At 45.1% G+C, this 16,851-nt stretch carries 18 protein-coding genes, 1 rRNA gene and 1 other annotated feature; all 19 genes read right to left on the bottom strand.

The window, feature by feature from the left end; all coding sequences use genetic code 11:
- Positions 1–221 (bottom strand): 16S ribosomal RNA (locus tag MMB75_RS18655); the annotation flags it as partial.
- 549 nt (positions 222–770) lie between these two features.
- Positions 771–2,429: a LysM peptidoglycan-binding domain-containing protein gene (locus MMB75_RS18650; RefSeq protein ID WP_090890271.1), complete on the bottom strand. Its 1,659-nt coding sequence runs from the start codon at positions 2,427–2,429 to the stop codon at positions 771–773.
- Between the two features lie 158 nt (positions 2,430–2,587).
- Positions 2,588–3,472, bottom strand: coding sequence for a branched-chain-amino-acid transaminase (ilvE, locus tag MMB75_RS18645; RefSeq protein ID WP_013372655.1), 885 nt, complete (start codon positions 3,470–3,472; stop codon positions 2,588–2,590).
- Between the two features lie 17 nt (positions 3,473–3,489).
- The gene (gene pheA / locus MMB75_RS18640; protein WP_016818437.1) at positions 3,490–4,389 is read right to left on the bottom strand and encodes a prephenate dehydratase; all 900 of its coding nucleotides are present in this window, start codon (positions 4,387–4,389) and stop codon (positions 3,490–3,492) included.
- A complete protein-coding gene (gene thrB / locus MMB75_RS18635) occupies positions 4,386–5,354 on the bottom strand; it encodes a homoserine kinase (RefSeq protein WP_031462082.1) in 969 nt (322 codons plus the stop codon). The genes pheA and thrB overlap by 4 nt, the downstream gene beginning before the upstream one ends.
- Before the next feature lie 27 nt (positions 5,355–5,381).
- Positions 5,382–6,668 (bottom strand): homoserine dehydrogenase, encoded by a 1,287-nt coding sequence (locus MMB75_RS18630; protein WP_031462083.1) that lies wholly within the window; start codon positions 6,666–6,668, stop codon positions 5,382–5,384.
- Positions 6,669–6,709: 41 nt separating this feature from the next.
- Positions 6,710–7,147, bottom strand: coding sequence for an ACT domain-containing protein (locus MMB75_RS18625; RefSeq protein ID WP_013372659.1), 438 nt, complete (start codon positions 7,145–7,147; stop codon positions 6,710–6,712).
- A 157-nt stretch (positions 7,148–7,304) separates the two neighbouring features.
- Complete coding sequence (gene obgE / locus MMB75_RS18620; protein ID WP_019688406.1) at positions 7,305–8,615, bottom strand: GTPase ObgE; 1,311 nt, start codon at positions 8,613–8,615, stop codon at positions 7,305–7,307.
- Positions 8,616–8,628: 13 nt separating this feature from the next.
- Positions 8,629–9,366, bottom strand: coding sequence for a Spo0B domain-containing protein (locus MMB75_RS18615; protein ID WP_103042560.1), 738 nt, complete (start codon positions 9,364–9,366; stop codon positions 8,629–8,631).
- Between the two features lie 146 nt (positions 9,367–9,512).
- Positions 9,513–9,830, bottom strand: coding sequence for a 50S ribosomal protein L27 (gene rpmA, locus MMB75_RS18610; protein WP_013311590.1), 318 nt, complete (start codon positions 9,828–9,830; stop codon positions 9,513–9,515).
- A gap of 5 nt (positions 9,831–9,835) precedes the next feature.
- On the bottom strand, positions 9,836–10,174 hold the full coding sequence (locus MMB75_RS18605) for a ribosomal-processing cysteine protease Prp (RefSeq protein WP_016818432.1): 339 nt from the start codon (positions 10,172–10,174) through the stop codon (positions 9,836–9,838).
- A gap of 13 nt (positions 10,175–10,187) precedes the next feature.
- Positions 10,188–10,499, bottom strand: coding sequence for a 50S ribosomal protein L21 (gene rplU / locus MMB75_RS18600; RefSeq protein WP_013311592.1), 312 nt, complete (start codon positions 10,497–10,499; stop codon positions 10,188–10,190).
- Positions 10,500–10,512: 13 nt separating this feature from the next.
- Positions 10,513–10,599: a sequence feature (ribosomal protein L21 leader region), on the bottom strand.
- A 96-nt stretch (positions 10,600–10,695) separates the two neighbouring features.
- Positions 10,696–11,880, bottom strand: a complete 1,185-nt coding sequence (locus MMB75_RS18595; protein ID WP_017427423.1) for an Rne/Rng family ribonuclease — start codon at positions 11,878–11,880, stop codon at positions 10,696–10,698.
- 48 nt (positions 11,881–11,928) lie between these two features.
- Positions 11,929–12,807, bottom strand: coding sequence for a M50 family metallopeptidase (locus tag MMB75_RS18590; protein WP_016818430.1), 879 nt, complete (start codon positions 12,805–12,807; stop codon positions 11,929–11,931).
- Positions 12,800–13,645 (bottom strand): peptidoglycan DD-metalloendopeptidase family protein, encoded by an 846-nt coding sequence (locus MMB75_RS18585; RefSeq protein WP_016818429.1) that lies wholly within the window; start codon positions 13,643–13,645, stop codon positions 12,800–12,802. Before MMB75_RS18585 ends, MMB75_RS18590 begins: the two co-directional genes overlap by 8 nt.
- Positions 13,646–13,936: 291 nt before the next feature.
- Positions 13,937–14,734: a septum site-determining protein MinD gene (gene minD / locus MMB75_RS18580; protein WP_013372668.1), complete on the bottom strand. Its 798-nt coding sequence runs from the start codon at positions 14,732–14,734 to the stop codon at positions 13,937–13,939.
- A gap of 3 nt (positions 14,735–14,737) precedes the next feature.
- Positions 14,738–15,400 (bottom strand): septum site-determining protein MinC, encoded by a 663-nt coding sequence (gene minC / locus MMB75_RS18575; protein WP_019688409.1) that lies wholly within the window; start codon positions 15,398–15,400, stop codon positions 14,738–14,740.
- 82 nt (positions 15,401–15,482) lie between these two features.
- A complete protein-coding gene (gene mreD, locus MMB75_RS18570) occupies positions 15,483–16,013 on the bottom strand; it encodes a rod shape-determining protein MreD (protein WP_013372670.1) in 531 nt (176 codons plus the stop codon).
- Positions 16,013–16,834, bottom strand: a complete 822-nt coding sequence (mreC, locus tag MMB75_RS18565) for a rod shape-determining protein MreC (protein ID WP_017427421.1) — start codon at positions 16,832–16,834, stop codon at positions 16,013–16,015. Before mreC ends, mreD begins: the two co-directional genes overlap by 1 nt.
- Positions 16,835–16,851 lie beyond the last annotated feature (17 nt).

The raw sequence follows: 16,851 nt of genomic DNA, 5'->3' as shown, positions 1-16,851 counted from the left end.
GCTCCGCCTTTCCTCCTTCTCCCATGCAGGAAAAGGATGTATCGGGTATTAGCTACCGTTTCCGGTAGTTATCCCTGTCTTGTGGGCAGGTTGCCTACGTGTTACTCACCCGTCCGCCGCTAGGTTAATTAGAAGCAAGCTTCTAATTAACCCCGCTCGACTTGCATGTATTAGGCACGCCGCCAGCGTTCGTCCTGAGCCAGGATCAAACTCTCCATTAAAGACGTTACAAAGTAACGTCAACCTGTTTTATCTTCATCCACTCCAAGGAGAAGAACCGAAGATAAAACAATATAGAAAGAGCGATTAGCTCATGTTGAAACTGACGAGATAAAATATCTCTTTTGGATTTTGTAAACAAAATCCGTACTCACTCGTTGTTCAGTTTTCAAAGATCAAACTTGCGTAACTCTTTACTTTAACTCACTTCGTTTCTTCACCGCATCTCAGCGGCGACTTAAATAATATATCATGTTTCTTTTATCTTTGCAACACTTTTTTTCAAGAGAATTTTTCAATTAATTCTAATTTGTTTTTATGTTGCTAATCATCTTGTAAAAGACAACTATAAGAATATACCACATGACTATGATAATTAGCAACATCTTTTTTAGTGACATTATTCATGTGTAGGATTACTGCATTTAAAAAAAAGAGACTATCATTCTCAACTAGCAGAATAACAGCCTCTTTAACATTTATTCCTTTCACCTTATGACTAACAAATCGGGACGGTAATAGCGTTTACCTCTTTCTTATATTTATCTGCGTCAGTCATTAATCCATGGATTTTGACGTGCACGAGCACTATAGGATGAGGAGCGAGATCTTCCTCCTGTCGATTTACGGGATTTATGCTTCTTAACAGTAGCATGTTCACTTGAAACCTTGGCTTTAGATGTTTCTTCCTTGGATGTACTGCTAGAGTTGTCTTTTGATTTGCCTTTAGACGCGCTATCGTCTTTTTTTGAAGAAGCACCTTCATTTTGCGATGGAATAGTCAGATTGTTACCTACCTCTTGCGTTCCCGGAGAGGCTGGCGCCGACTCGATGTTTCCTTCCCGGCATCCACAGTCTGGCATAAACATATAGGGCGTTGTATATCCCTCTAATGGATACATAGGTGCATTTCCATGTGCGAACGGATGATATGGATGATTCGCGGCGTGTTGAGCCATTGGTTGGCTAAAGTCGGACACGTATCCACTTGCAGGCATACTATATTGTGGTCCTCCCCATGCGTTGCCCCACTGGCTACCCTGGACTGCACTCTCTGGTTGCTGCTGCGGACCCCCTTGGTGGATAAATGGAGGATAGACAGGATAGGATGTATTTTCAGACGCTTCATGACTCGGATAATATCCAGGGGTGCAGCAGCAATCTGAATAGGCAGGATAAGGTGTGGGATGAGCATGTATGGGTGCTGCTGTCTGCACAGGTCCCCAGCACCATGGATGCTCACAGTCATGATGATAGCCCTGATCTGCAACTACAGTAGGAGAGGCATGTTCTGCAAAGGAAGTATTTACAGGAGCATCCCCCCAATTCTGAGGAGACCCAATCCCCGGATACAACGAGTTCGGCATTGCATTTATTGGCGGACTGTAATCAAATGTCGGTTGCTGTAATGGCCATGAGGAATTTTCCATCGGCTTCGAGCTTGTGCAGCCACAAAACTTTTCAGTTACAGGTTGCTTTTCGATATTAATTGGAAGCTGCGGTTTAGGTGCAATCGGTTGAGTGACTATAGGTTGCATTTGTTGAGGTGGGGCAGGTTGAGTAATTATGGGCTGCAATTGAGGTGGAGCAGGATTTACGGGCGCCATATTGACAGGTGCCATGTTCACGGGTGCCATATTGACGGGCGCCATAGGAGCTTCAGGCAGTTTTAATTCAGGAAGCTTAGGAGGATTCACTGTTTCTTTCGGCTGTGTCATTTCTTCTTTAGGGCTAGGCATATTCTCCGGTTTAGGCTGTGTTAATTCCGCCTTGGGCTGGGTAAGTTCTTCCTTGGTCGGGGATTCGGTTTTAGGCTGTGTCATCTCTTCTTTCACTGCGGTATTTTTTTTATTCATAGAAAGATCAGATGCGTTTTCTTTGTAGTGTGGAATATTAACTGTTTCTCCAACCAGAAGTGCGTTCGGGTTTTTAAGTTGGGAATTGGCATCAATAATTATCTTAAGCGGTACATTCCACGCCTTGGACAACTTCCATAACGTATCACCTTGCTTAACCTTGTGTTGATAGACCGTTGACGGCTGTGTTTCCATCGTAACAGGATCTGTCGGAATTTTGATTTTCTCACCGATGCTCAACTGATTAGGGTCTGCCAATTGGGGATTGGCGGCAATAACTTTCTCTAGTGTCACATTATACTTCTGTGCCAGTAAGTATAGAGTGTCACCTTTTTTGACGATGTGTATTTTCACAGGTCACAAACCTCCTAGACTTTCGTTCGGGCGGGATAAACGCCCGGCTTCTGTTATTACATCCTATGCACCTCCCGGGCGAATGACCCCCTACAAACAAAAAAATCCTCTCAACCGAATACTCTTACAAGCATTCAGTCAAAAGGATCTCGATTATTTTAGTCCTGCCACACTTTATAGCCATCCTGATCCACAATCTTCCGGAACTCAGCCAGAAGCTCCAAAGTCACTGGACCAGCAACACCGGAGCCAATCGTACGACCATCTACTTCATAAGCTGCAATCACTTCTGCCGCAGTTCCCGTAAAAAACACCTCGTCCGCGACATATACATCATGCAATGTAAAAGGTTGCTCCTTAAGCGAATATCCAAGCTTAGCACACAAATCGATGATAGCATTACGAGTAATCCCCTCAAGCGCTCCCAAATAACAAGGCGGTGTGTACAACACTCCATTTTTGACAATGAAAATGTTGTCAGCAGAACCTTCCGTCACATATCCTTGGGAATTGAGCATAATAGCCTCACCTACACCAGCATAGTTAGACTGGATCTTCACCAGGATATTGTTGAGGTAGTTCAATGATTTAATCTTTGGATTCAAAGCATCCGGGATGTTGCGACGCTGAGAGACAGAGATTGTCTTCAGGCCTGTCAAATAAGCTTCTTCCGGGTAAATGGCGAGCTGCTCGACGATAATGATGACACTCGCTTTTGCACAACGAAGGGGATCCAAACCTAGATTTCCAGCACCACGGGATACAACCAATCGAATATATCCATTACGCATTTCGTTAAGGCGAATCGTTTCAGCCATGGCTTCCAACATTTCATCAGGAGACAACGGAATGTTCAACTGAATAGATTTCGCAGAATCATACAGACGCTCTAAATGCTCCTTACATTTAAAAATATTTCCGTTATAAATACGAATACCCTCAAATATACCGTCTCCGTACAAGAAACCATGGTCATATACGGAAACCTTTGCGTTCTCCTTAGTTACATGCTGCCCATCCAGATAGATCCATTGTTCTGCCATTACAACCACACCTCCGATTAATGTTCCTTCAAAATAGGTTCGATCGCTGCTTCAACATACTTGTAGCTTGGATAAGAGCCAAGAATGCGTACATGGCACCCCAAAGCCTCGATCTCTGCAAAGGCTGCCGGAAGCAAAACGGAATGCAGAGATTCCAGAACTTCAATGTAAAAATAATAATTCCCCAATTGCTTTTTGGTCGGACGCGATTCAATACGAGACAGGTTTAACCTGCGCCATGCAAATGCAGATAAAACCTGATGTAGCGCTCCCGGGAAATCCTGTGGCGGCGTGACCAAAATACTGGTTCGCTGGCCTTCTGGCGTACGCGGGAACCTTACAGGTTCATGTCCAATCAAGACAAAGCGGGTAAAATTGTTATCGTGATCCGTCACCTTGCTGGCCAAAATGTCCAATCCGTGTTTGGCAGCCGCAAGCTTGGTTCCGAGAGCGGTCCAACCTTTACCTGGGTTATGTTTAACAATTTCGACGGCTTCGGCCGTACTTCCTGCACTCTCCAGCTCAGCTTGAGGAGCGAAAGCTTGTATGAATTCTTTACATTGGGGAAGCGCTACAGGATGGGACATAATTTTGACCACTTTGCTCAAATCCAGCTCGTCCTGATCCCCAAGAAATTCACTACGATGTCCAATAAGATTTTGAATCGAAGGATATACCCATTCCGCCTGCATTGGAATGTCTACCTCATGTACAAGCCAGTCCATATGCAAACTCACAGAGCCGTCAATCGTATTTTCAATAGGAATTACACTATAGTCTGCCTGTCCCTTGTCTATTGCCTGAAATACGTCTGCTATATGTTTGTAAAATAGAAGTTCACAGGGTGTATCTCCTAACAAATATTTAATCGCTTCATGAGAAACAGTCCCCTCAGGAAGAAGTGCAATTCGTTTCATATCGTAAGTTCCCCTTTAATCATATCCATAAAAGGGTGTGTATTCCCTTCTGTATATACTTTAACCCCTTCAACCTCTGGGCGCAATTTCAAAACAGACGCAGTGATCCCTTCTTTGTTCATTGTCTCCGTTAAATACAGTTCAAGCTCCGCTTTGCGATTTTCCCGTTGATCCATCAATGCCAGCAACGTCGGTCCAGCACCACTAAGGGCCACACCCAATGCACCATAATGGTGCGCATCCTGTAGGATCTCTGTCATACCCGGCACTAGTGCCGCGCGGTAAGGCTGATGAAGCTGATCCCGCATCGCTTCGGCGATTAGATCTGTTCGGCCCGATGCCAATGCCGCTACCAGCATTGAAGCATGACTTATATTATATACAGCATCCTTCAAGGATACGTGGGTAGGCAGGACCTCTCTGGCCTTCGACGTAGACAGTTGAAAATCTGGAATAACTACCATTACCTCTAGATTAGCATCCGGTTCAATCCGTAAGTGCTTGGCATGCTCGCCATCCCACATAGCAGTAATAATACCACCAAACAGAGAGGCTCCGACATTGTCCGGATGCTTTTCGATAGCGCTTGCCATGTCAAATAGCTTGGAATCCGACAGAGGCGAGCCAATCAGCGTATTAGCAGCCACCAGGGCACCTACAATGGCGGAAGCACTGCTGCCCAAACCACGGGTAAGCGGAATATCCGAGTACATCGAAATTTCCAGCTCAGGAACAGATACACCTGCTTCACGAAAAACCATTTGTGCTACCTTGTAAATCAAATTGGTTTTATCTTGGGGAACGCCATTCATTTGATCTCCGTACAGATGGAAAGCTGTCTGCTCGGCCTCTTTTAATTCAATCCATGCGTATAGAGACAACGCCATGCCCAATGTATCAAAGCCAGGTCCTAGGTTAGCCGTACTCGCAGGCACGCGCACTCTTGCTGTTTTCAAAACGGTCATACAAATGATTCCTCCTGCTTTTATTGACTATCCCTCTACCCGATATACACTCTTGATGCGGCGAATCACGTCCAAAGTTTCAAAATGCTCTAAAACCTTTTTCATACTTGCTTTGCTAGCTAAATGAGTCACGATAATAATTTCAGCATCGGGATTAGTCTCATTCGGTTGCTGCACGACAGATGCCAAACTGACATTGAATTCAGCAAATACCTGCGTAATCTGTGCCAATACCCCCGCTTTATCATCCACGTGCAAAAGCACGAAATTTTTGAAATACACGTCTTCGTCATTGCTAATTTTTTTAGGATTGTAGGGTACGATTGCTTTAAGCCCATTTACGCCGAGTTTGAGGTTTTTCACTACAGCTACCAGGTCAGCCACAACTGATGTAGCTGTTGGCATTTCACCTGCACCTGCACCATAAAACATGGTTTCACCCACCGCTTCACCATGTACATAAACTGCGTTGAACACCCCGTTCACCGAAGCTAATGGATGCTGCTTGCGCACCATAGTTGGCTGAACATTAATCGTAAATTCATCACCTTGACGCTCTGCAATGCCAAGTAATTTCATTTCATATCCTAATCTTTTAGCAAAAGCAATATCTTCACTGGTTACCTTGGAAATGCCGCTCACGCTTACATCCTTGAGCTCTACATTGGAACGGAAACCAAGGGTCCCAAGTATCGCCATCTTTCGGGCCGCATCCAATCCTTCGACATCTGAGGTCGGATCAGATTCTGCGTATCCAAGCTCTTGGGCTTCCTTAAGAACCTCCTCATACGAGGCTCCTTCCTGGCTCATTTTAGTTAAAATATAGTTTGTTGTCCCGTTCACAATCCCCATAATGCGGGTAATACGGTCAGAGGAGAAACCTTCGATGAGCGTACGAATGATCGGTATACCGCCCGCTACGCTAGCCTCATAAAAAATATCACATTGTTTTTCCTGTGCCTTTGCCAATACTTCAGAACCGTGCAATGCCATTAAGTCCTTGTTGGCCGTTACAATGTGCTTGCCCCTCTCTAGCGCTTCGAGAATGTACTCCTTCGTCTGATCAATCCCACCCATGACTTCGATAATCACATCAATTTCAGGATCTCGAATGACTTCCCACGGGTCCTCCGTAAGCTTGGCGGTGTCCACTTCAATGGCACGATACTTTTCTATGTTTTTTACAGCTATTTTTTCAATGACGATCGGTGAACCGACTTGTCTGCTCAAGTCTTCCTGATTACCCTCAACGATTCGAACGACTCCCGTACCTACAGTCCCCAAGCCTAACAATCCTACTTTGACCGGTTTCATCCATTCCCCTCCTGCAACTTTTATCTAACGAACTGTATCGCTCAGCCTTGCCCAATCAGGCGGACCCGCTTGACTCCAGAAATGCTCTCCAAGCCCTCCAGCAGAACACCCAATTCATCACTAAGCCTGGACATTTCTACTGAGATGACTACGTTGGCTCTGCCTTGCAGTGGAATACTTTGCTGGATCGTCAGCACATTACCTCCGTAATCTGCCACTCTACCGAGCACCCTGGACAGCATGCCGGATTGATGCTCTAGATCAATAGAGATATTGACAATTCGCTCGCGCTCCAACTGGTTAACCAAATGTATGCCATCTTTATATTTATAAAAGGCGCTTCGGCTTAGCCCAACTTGCTCCACGGCATCATGCACGGTTTTAACATCTCCCGAAGCCAGCAGCAGTTTTACCTGTATGGTCTTAACAATAGCTTCAGGCAAAATATCTTCCCGTACCAAGTAATAGCGCTCTTTCAAGAACGTCCTCTCCTCAAAGACTTATGTTTTTGTATAGAGGACATTATATCGAAACTCTTGAAAATCGGCAAGCTAACAATACAAAAAACGGCTACTGCCTTCTATAGAATTCCCTATAGTGCAGTAACCGTTCAGGTTTTAAAGCCTTATTTCATTTTTAGTAGTAGCTGCTACCTTCTACAAATTCGAACTCGAAATCAGCAATGCGGACAGATGTACCATCTGTGGCACCACGCTTGCGTAGCTCAGCATCCACACCCATATGACGCAACGTTCTTGCTAATTTTAAGATAGCATCATGTGAGTTCATCTGCATACGCTTCATCATGCGCTCAATTTTGGGGCTGTGCACCACGAATGTGTCGTTTTCACGTACGATCGTAAAGCCCTCGTCTTCGGCCGTATCCAACTTAAATACCTTACGTTCATTGACTTCTGCTACTTCCTCAACAACCGGCTCGTCTGGTATTTGATCCAACAGATCAGCAGCCCGATAGAGCAGTTCCTTTACACCCTGACGTGTCAAAGAGGAAATAGGCATGATTTCAAGGTCAGGACGTATCGCAGCAATTTGCTCTTTGAAGTGAGCAAGATTTTCTTCAGCTTCCGGCATATCCATTTTATTGGCCGCCACAATTTGTGGACGCTCAGCCAGAGCTGCATTATATTGCTTTAATTCGTCGTTTATTTTGGTCCAGTCTTCAAACGGGTCACGTCCTTCAGAGCCCGCCATATCCACAACATGGATAATGATTCGCGTCCGCTCAATATGCCGCAGGAATTCATGACCCAGTCCAGTGCCTTCATGAGCTCCTTCGATCAAACCAGGCAAATCGGCCATCACAAAGTTCCGCTGATCCCCCACATCTACGACGCCCAGATTTGGGGTAATCGTTGTAAAGTGGTATGCGCCAATTTTAGGTTTTGCGGAAGATACAACTGACAACAAGGTAGATTTTCCTACACTAGGAAATCCGACCAAGCCTACGTCAGCCATCACTTTTAACTCAAGTGTAATATAACGTTCTTGCCCCTCCGCACCGTTTTCAGCCAATTCAGGTGCTGGATTGCTCGGTGTAGCAAAACGAATATTACCGCGTCCTCCGCGTCCTCCTTTAGCTACAACGACCTGTTGGCCATGACGTGTCATATCTGCCAATACTTCACCAGTGTCATCATCCATGATAACTGTTCCCGGTGGTATACGGACGATCATGTGCTCTGCGTTGGCTCCGTGTTGGCTTTTGTTGCGACCTTTTACTCCACGCTGGGCTTTAAAATGCCGTTGGTATCGAAAATCCATCAAGGTGCGCAAACCCTCATCTACACGGAAAATCACATCTCCACCGTTCCCTCCGTCACCACCAGCTGGGCCACCATTAGGAACATATTTCTCACGGCGAAACGCAATTAATCCGTCTCCACCGTCACCGCCTTTAACAAAAATCTTCGCTTTATCTACAAACATGGTTACACCTTCCTTATGTCTGGCACTGCATTCGAATTTGAAGCATATCTCCTGTAGGGAGCTTCTCTGTTCGAAGGCGTTCACTTCCGAGTACGGATCTGACCTGCTTTAGTATATTTAAATCGGTAGGTATGTCACTTCCTTCAAAGCGGACGATAACATCATTCTGATCCATACCGAAATAAAGTGTCAATCTGCGCACTTCTCCCCAGGACGACCGGCCCCCGCCATATTGATACGCACGCACCGTTTGTATGACGGCCGAGGCAAGCGACTCGCCGTCTTCGGGAGACATGACAGCGTCTAACTTTAACTCTTCCTCAACCTTTACCGACAATTGTAAATTTCCGGCGTTCACGCGAAAAGACTGCAAATAAAACACCAGCGAGGGAATACCCAGCTTAGATATTTTACTGTCTTCCGACACCCGCCCTTTTATTGTTTCCACATAAGCAGCTGATTTATCATGCTTATTCATACGAATATAGCCATAAAGCACCTGTAAATCATTCATCCAGTCATGCCGATGATGGTTAAGCGTCGCTATCGCTGTACGCTCAAAAGAACGCAAAGCAGCTTTCCGCTCAAGTTCAACCTGTCTATGGGTATACCACATACCAAAACAAGCAGCAGCTACAGCCCACACAGCTAGTATGATAATCGTTAATGCTTTGGGATAGAGCAGTGAAAAAACCAAAGGAATCAGAATGGAACCCAACGCCAGATAAGGCGCTCTTATCCGCTGGAACATGGCTTCTCTCCGTTCTGCGATAATTAAATGGACTAGTCAACAACCTTAATCCAGTATAGCACAGACTAACTTTCCAGTTCATTACCATCATGCAAAAAAGCCTCCGACAAAAGTGCCGGAGGCTTTTCAGCGTGTCTAAGCCGCTATTAAGCTTCTACAGTAGCTGCTACTGGAGCAACGTCGATCGGGTAGATGCTCACCTTTTTGCGATCACGGCCCCAACGTTCGAACTTCACAACGCCGTCCACTTTCGCGAACAGAGTGTCGTCCTTACCGATGCCCACGTTCGTGCCCGGGTGAATTTTCGTTCCGCGTTGACGAACCAAGATGCTACCGCCGGTAACTGCTTGACCGTCAGCACGTTTCACTCCAAGACGTTTCGATCTGCTGTCACGTCCGTTTTTTGTGGAACCTACACCTTTTTTCGATGCGAATAACTGAAGATCCAATGTCAATTTCAACATGATGTCTACCTCCTTCTTTGTTTATTTTCTATTTGAATATACTTACCGTATGATTCAGCAATGCTTGTCAGCATAATTACCATGGACTCCAACAACAGTTGAACCTGTGCGTTCGCATCATGATAACTTTCAGGAGATAGATACGCGCTTAAAAAGCCGTTTTCCATTTCCGTTTCCATTTCAACGTCCGTAAGAGCTACAATCGAATTGACAGTTCCTACGGTTACCGCCGAAACACCAGCACATACGATATCTTCGCCAGATTTAGCAAAATTCGCATGGCCTTTAACAGAAAACCCCTGTATGCTGCCATCCTCCAGTCGTATAATACGCACGATAATCAATTATCGCACCCTCTTACGCTTGGATTTTTTCAATCGTCACTTTCGTGTACGGTTGACGATGACCTTGCTTCACATGGTAGTTCTTTTTAGGTTTGTATTTGTATACGATGACCTTTTGACCTTGACCATGCTTCTCAACTTTAGCCGTTACAGAAGCTCCAGAAAGAAGCGGTGTACCTGCTGTCAAGCCATTGTCGCCAGACACTGCCAGAACACGATCGAACGTTACAGTTTCACCATCATTAGCTTCCAACTTCTCGATGAACAATACGTCGCCCTCTTGAACTTTGTATTGCTTACCACCTGTTTCGATAATTGCGTACATTTGCTTGCACCTCCTTATGTCTCAGACTCGCCTAATAGCAGGTGGCAGTTTCTTTAAGATACTGCACTTCAGTACCTGATTGGAGCGGTTACAGCATGTGCAGCCAATCTTACGCATCACACATACTAAATGATTGTAGCACAAGCTTCGTACACATTCAACCTTTAGTTTTGAAATAATTTTGATTACGCACGTTCTATACGAGAGTCTTTTCTTCACGCACTTTTTTGCGGGTCATTTCCAGTAAACCTAACCGCGTCCAACCGACAACATAGGATTTAGTCCGGTCCTTTTTTAATCTTGCCTCCAGCACAGAGGATACTTCCCTACGATTCTCCTCTTGTTCCATATCAATAAAATCAATGATGATAATACCACCAATATCACGGACACGTACCAGGCGGGCAATTTCTTCTGCTGCTTCAATGTTAGTCTGGGTCACCGTCTCTTCCAGATTACTGCCGCCCGTAAACTTCCCAGTATTCACATCAACGACGGTCAATGCCTCCGTATGATCAATGACAATGTATCCGCCACCCTGAAGCCATACCTTTCGCGCAAAATCGCGTTCCAGCTGCTCATGAATGCCATAAGCTTTGAAAATAGTTTCTTCTGCACTGCGAAATATACTTACATGAGCTTTCGCAGAACCGATCTGTTGCAGCATTATTTCTGCATCCTTTGCTTGCTCCTCACTGTCAATGACCAGTTCATCCTGCTCAGGTGTAAACACATCGCGAATTAAACGCTGAACGATACTCAGATCCCGGTGCAATTCACACGGTGCAGAGTGTTCGCCCGCTTTACGCTGAATAGCCGCCCATTGCTTGCGTAGTTGATTCAGATCATTTTCAATCGCCTCTATACTCATTTCCTCTGAAACAGTACGAATGATGACCCCTTCCTCACCCGTGCGCAGTTGCTCTCCCATTGCTTTCAAACGGGCACGTTCTCCCTCACGCTCAATCTTCTTGGATACGGCCACATAATCAGCACGGGGCATGTAAACAATCCAGCGGCCGGGAAGTGAAAAATGAGTGGTCACCCTGGCTCCTTTGCTACCAACTGCCTCTTTTAATACCTGTACTACGATTTCCTGCCCCACCTTTAACAGTTCAGAAATGGACGGCTTTACCTCTGGCTGCTTGTCCAAATGGGCATGAAGTACGTCATCCACATACAAAAAGGCATTCTTGCGCTGTCCAATGTCAACAAAAGCGGCTTGCATTCCCGGTAGCACATTGACCACCCTAGCTTTGAAAAAAGAACCTAGAATTCCCCGTTTTCGCGGTAGTTCAGCCGCATATTCAACCAACCGTCCCTCTTCCAACAGTGCCATTTGGGTCATCTGCTGTTGGCATTGTACAATCATTTGCTTCATGGTTTTTCAACCTCTCTGAATACAGCCTCTTCCTCAATTCATAAAACATTATTTGGGCTTGGATTCTCCACCATTTGGCGGGCGTGCCGCAAAATAAGAGCGTATAAGTCGTTGCTCCGGCAATACAGCTACAATCCGTCCCTGTTCATTCATAACGTAAACCATATGATATCGATCTCTTCTGAAAAGACGCAAAACAGGCTCCAAATGTTTCACTGGCAGGGATACAATAGGTAAAGCAATGCTTCCTTTAGCCGCTTCGCGGTAAAAAAGCTCGTCCCTCCCCAGCAAAAAACGTATAAAACGGTAAGGGATATTCCGATAATCCACAATATTAGAATAAAGCAAAAAAATCCCTACCGCCAGCAGATTTAAATGTAAAGGCTCATCTTGCCTTAATAACGGCGAAATACCATACAGGCAAAACAGCAGACTGGTTACGATACTGGCTCTAAAAGTCCATACTAATGTGCGATGATAAGAAAAGAATAAGCTAATCAGTGACTGTAATATTTTCCCACCATCGAGCGGTAAAATGGGCAACAAATTAAACAATGCAATAACAGCATTCCCTTGAATTATATAATTTACATAATCATGCTCCAACCCACTCACATGCCTAAGCCACAAAAGAATGATGATCATGATTCCGTTTTGCAGGGGGCCCGCTAGGGCAATGACAATCTCCTTCCACGCATTGAGCTTCCCCTGATCTTCAATGACAGCCACTCCTCCAAAGGGTAACATCTGTATGGAAAGTAAGCGCGCTCCCAGCAACGAAGCAGCTGTCGCATGACCTAGTTCATGTATAAACACCAGTGTAAATAAAGTCATGATCTCGATAAAATGTCCAGTTAATACAGAGGTCAGCATAACTAGTACAAACAGTGGATGCAGTGATAGGGTCACCCCTCGGACATTAATCAAGGGCTACCACTTCCGACGGGTCAATGTATTGATCCCCTCTTTGAATTGCCAAAAATAAAGTTGCCACCTCGCTACCGCTGTGACTTGCTGGCAATACACCGATCTCTTCACCCTCCTGAACCCAATCGTTCACTTTTAAGGTAGAGCGTGAAAGCCTTCCGTAAGTTGCTGTGATGCCCCCAGTGTGACGAACTGTAACCGAAATCCCGCTTTTGGGATGGTTTAATACGTCTAATACACGTCCTGCATCTATACTTTTAACAGCGATTGCCCCGTTATCGGTAACATTCGGCGTAATTTCTACCCCTTTAAGGCTCAGTACAAACGGCTGTGTTATATTGCCTTCAATCGGTGGAGAGCCCTTTCGACTAGCGTCTACCTGGTTCGTTTCATGCTCCTCGCCAAAAATCGGTAAAAAGGAAGGAGCTCCGTCAAAATAAGTTTTATACCATTGTCCGGCGGCTACAAAATCCATGTCCTTATTCAAGGCATCCGCGACAAACATTCTCAAATTTACTGCATAGGGAATATCCCAGCGAAATAAGCCCCATACCACTCCAAATAACACTGTTGCTATGACAGTTCTGCGCCAAAAGGAACTCCAAAAAGACGGACCACGATTTGCCCCAAAAGATTGCTGCCAACGTTGTCGATCATTTTTCCACTCGGTTTCTGGGTCTCTGGGCGAGTTGGCACTGACTACAGGCATCGATTTCATTTCTCTGTACCCGTACCTGTTCTGATCTATGCCTGAGGAATACGCCTCCGCTTTGTTTCCCTCGATTAGCTGCTGTATACGTTCTTTTCTGCGCTGCTTGATTCCGGAATTTTTGTCCATCTTATTCAGCCCCCTCAGCGAGGTAAGTTTATTACATCTTATGAGGACGGGCTTCAACTTATGTTGTCCGGGTGGGAAATACATACCCTAAAAAATCAAAAAAACCGGCGCTAGCGCACCGGATATGTTTTGTATTTATAACATTTATGTAATGACCTAAATTTACGAACCATTATCATAGAAATTAAAAAAGCAAACCAAAAACACTTAAATAAGTTGCCACTTATTTAAGTGTCGAGTATTACAATGAACGCTACTGTAACACTTACCTTAGAAATCTTCCTGATTTCCTTATCCACCCATACCAAAAAATTTCTTAAAGCGTGTCATCACGCTCTTCTTCTGGTCCAGCTGCATAAGAGGCACAGTATCGCCCAAGATTCGTCTCGCAATGTTCCGATAGGCAATCGCTGCCTGTGCATCCGGATTCATAACAGTAGGCTCTCCTGTATTTGCTGCTTTAATTACCATTTCATCATCCGGTACAATCCCAATAAGGTCTATGCTAAGCACTTGTAGAATCCCATCAATATCTAACATATCTCCGGATTTAACCATACTATTGCGAATGCGGTTAACCACTAATTTAGGTGATATCACATGTGAACTTTCCAGTAAACCAATGACCCGATCTGCATCGCGTACAGCAGCATTTTCTGGAGTAGTTACAACAATGGCCTGATCCGCACCGGCAATGGCATTTTTAAAGCCTTGCTCAATACCCGCAGGGCAGTCGATCAATATATATTCAAAATCCTTCTTAAGCTCTAAAATAATATCCTTGACCTGCTCCGGCGTAACAGCACTCTTGTCCTTGGTTTGAGCAGCTGGCAACATATACAACTCCTCAAAACGCTTGTCCTTAACCAGTGCCTGATTCAGACGGCAACGACCTTCCGCTACATCAACAAGGTCATAAATAATCCGGTTTTCCAGACCCATCACAACGTCTAGATTACGCAAACCGATATCCGTATCCACCAAACACACCTTTTTGCCGAGCAGTGCAAGCGCTGTTCCTATATTGGCTGACGTCGTCGTTTTGCCGACGCCGCCTTTTCCTGAAGTGACGACGATAGCCTCTCCCATGTGCTACACCCCTTTGAACACGTTAAAATCGCGGCCCAGACGCACAATATTGCTCATTTTATCTATTTGCATAGCGCCATCCTTGAGATACGCAAATTCCATGCCGGATTCACGCGTCTCCCATTCATCTGGTGGACGGCTGATCATTTCGGAAATTCGCAGCTGTGTTGGTGCAAAATAGGAGGCCGCGATAATCGCTTCACTATTTCCCTCCATCCCTGCATGCGCCATGCCCCGCAGAGCGCCAAGGACATAAATATCACCAGTACAAGTTATAATTCCACCCGGGTTAACATCTCCCAAAAAGAGTAAGTTTCCATCGTGATGAAGCACTTGTCCTGAGCGGATAATCCCTGTCACCGTGTGAATGGGGGGCTTGCCCTGCACTACCGCAGGCAATCCGGGTGATTCTACAGACCTGATGAGCAGATTACCCTTCCGCTTTAAAATCTCCAGAATACTTTCCTTCTGCTCCTCCGTTACTTCCCGACTTCCCAGCTTAATATCCACATGAATGATCGGGCCTGTTAAAATATTTTGATGACTGTGCTCCAGCTTAAAACGCAGCTCACCCAGCAAATCCTCAAATTCGCATTGATCGTCCAGCAGGAATACCAGGCCATCTTTGATGCCTTTAATCGTGACATGATTCGATTTCACCGCCATTAGCCTGTCCCTCCTATCTCAATCATTTCGTCCCCGGGACGTCAAATCCCTGCTAACCCGGACAAAATGTGTGTAAAAAGACCTAGACAGTCTCTTCCTTTTTCACACGGGTACCCAAACGCTGTAATTGCTTGCGAACAGGGACATAAATGATGAGGGCGAACAGAAAATGGATAAATAAATCAGGAATCATATACTGAGCAAGTGCCCAATTGAAAGTCTGATGATTCAGCTGGAACAGCTGATCAATGGCAAAGAGCATAGAATCCAGCAGGAAACTACCAATCAACACGGCCGCCATCATAATGGGCATCGGTGCACGTCTAGCTGTAAACACAAGCCCTAATAAGTATGCAGACAATCCCATTGCAAAAGAATAAGGGCCAATGATAAACCCGTAGTACACTACGTCATGAATAAGTCCAAAAACAATACCTAGCACCAACGCTGTATGACGGCTGTAATACACAGATACAAACAAAATTACGACATACACAAAATTTGGGACCATTCTTGAATGCCAACTATCCGGGAGAAGCCACGGAAGAATCGTTCCTTCAGCTATAAACAAGACAAACAGCAGCAGTATCAAAACCTGACCGCGCATCTTCATTATTCCGGTACCTCAGGAGTGTAGAGGACGAGCAGTTCTTTCCAATCCACAAAGCTGGCTGCCGGTTTAATAATCGCTGTCCGTGTTTTGCCGAACTCTCCAACCTGAATTTTCTCCACCGTTCCAATCATTAGGTTTTTGCGGAACTTCCCGCCTGCACCAGACGTAATAATCTGATCACCCTTTGCGATTGGATCTTTTTCTTCAATGCGAGTCATTTGAAATCTGTTCGTACCCGGATCATAGCTTTCAATCATACCAAACGATTGATTTTCCTTACCCAAGACTGTCGCTGCAATAGCATAAGAATTCGGATTTTTAGGATCCAATGTAGTCAACAGCGTAACGGTAGACGTAAAATTCCCCGTGCGGCTAATGACTCCAACAAATCCTTCAAGTGAACTGACTTCCTGACCAACCTTGGCTCCATCCTTCTCACCAATATCAATCACGAGCGTTTTGGAATCATTGCTAACACTGTTCACTTGAGCAACACGATAATCATAATTATTTTTCGCCTTTTGCGTTTGGGTGAACTTCAGTTCATTCTGCAATCTGGCATTTGTCTCAACATAATTATGAGTCTGAATCTGGTCACGAGTTAGCTTAGCCACGGCTATTTTTAACCGCTCATTTTCTTCGTAAATACTACGCATATTGCCGATATCTTCAAAGAAGCCCGCTATTGCTGAAGCGGGCCTGTAAAAGATACCTTGCACAAAGCCAATTGAATCTCTGGCGAACTTCTCGGGCCAGGTTAAGGAATTTCTCTGTCCAAGTGTAATCCCCATAAGGGCAATAAACAGAACGATTCCGATCAATAGAACAAATAGTCTTT

It is taken from the genome of Paenibacillus sp. P2(2022), from assembly GCF_029522175.1.
Lineage (GTDB): Bacteria > Bacillota > Bacilli > Paenibacillales > Paenibacillaceae > Paenibacillus > Paenibacillus polymyxa.
The sequence above is the reverse complement of the archived record's forward strand: the minus strand, read 5'-3'. Positions and strand labels throughout refer to the sequence as shown.

Coding starts and splice junctions, on each gene's coding strand:
- ilvE (WP_013372655.1), bottom strand. CDS start 3,472: ATGGCAGAACAATGGATCTATCTGGATGGGCAGCATGTAACTAAGGAG.
- pheA (WP_016818437.1), bottom strand. CDS start 4,389: ATGAAACGAATTGCACTTCTTCCTGAGGGGACTGTTTCTCATGAAGCG.
- thrB (WP_031462082.1), bottom strand. CDS start 5,354: ATGACCGTTTTGAAAACAGCAAGAGTGCGCGTGCCTGCGAGTACGGCT.
- MMB75_RS18630 (WP_031462083.1), bottom strand. CDS start 6,668: ATGAAACCGGTCAAAGTAGGATTGTTAGGCTTGGGGACTGTAGGTACG.
- obgE (WP_019688406.1), bottom strand. CDS start 8,615: ATGTTTGTAGATAAAGCGAAGATTTTTGTTAAAGGCGGTGACGGTGGA.
- MMB75_RS18615 (WP_103042560.1), bottom strand. CDS start 9,366: ATGTTCCAGCGGATAAGAGCGCCTTATCTGGCGTTGGGTTCCATTCTG.
- rpmA (WP_013311590.1), bottom strand. CDS start 9,830: ATGTTGAAATTGACATTGGATCTTCAGTTATTCGCATCGAAAAAAGGT.
- rplU (WP_013311592.1), bottom strand. CDS start 10,499: ATGTACGCAATTATCGAAACAGGTGGTAAGCAATACAAAGTTCAAGAG.
- MMB75_RS18595 (WP_017427423.1), bottom strand. CDS start 11,880: ATGAAGCAAATGATTGTACAATGCCAACAGCAGATGACCCAAATGGCA.
- MMB75_RS18585 (WP_016818429.1), bottom strand. CDS start 13,645: ATGGACAAAAATTCCGGAATCAAGCAGCGCAGAAAAGAACGTATACAG.
- minD (WP_013372668.1), bottom strand. CDS start 14,734: ATGGGAGAGGCTATCGTCGTCACTTCAGGAAAAGGCGGCGTCGGCAAA.
- minC (WP_019688409.1), bottom strand. CDS start 15,400: ATGGCGGTGAAATCGAATCATGTCACGATTAAAGGCATCAAAGATGGC.
- mreD (WP_013372670.1), bottom strand. CDS start 16,013: ATGAAGATGCGCGGTCAGGTTTTGATACTGCTGCTGTTTGTCTTGTTT.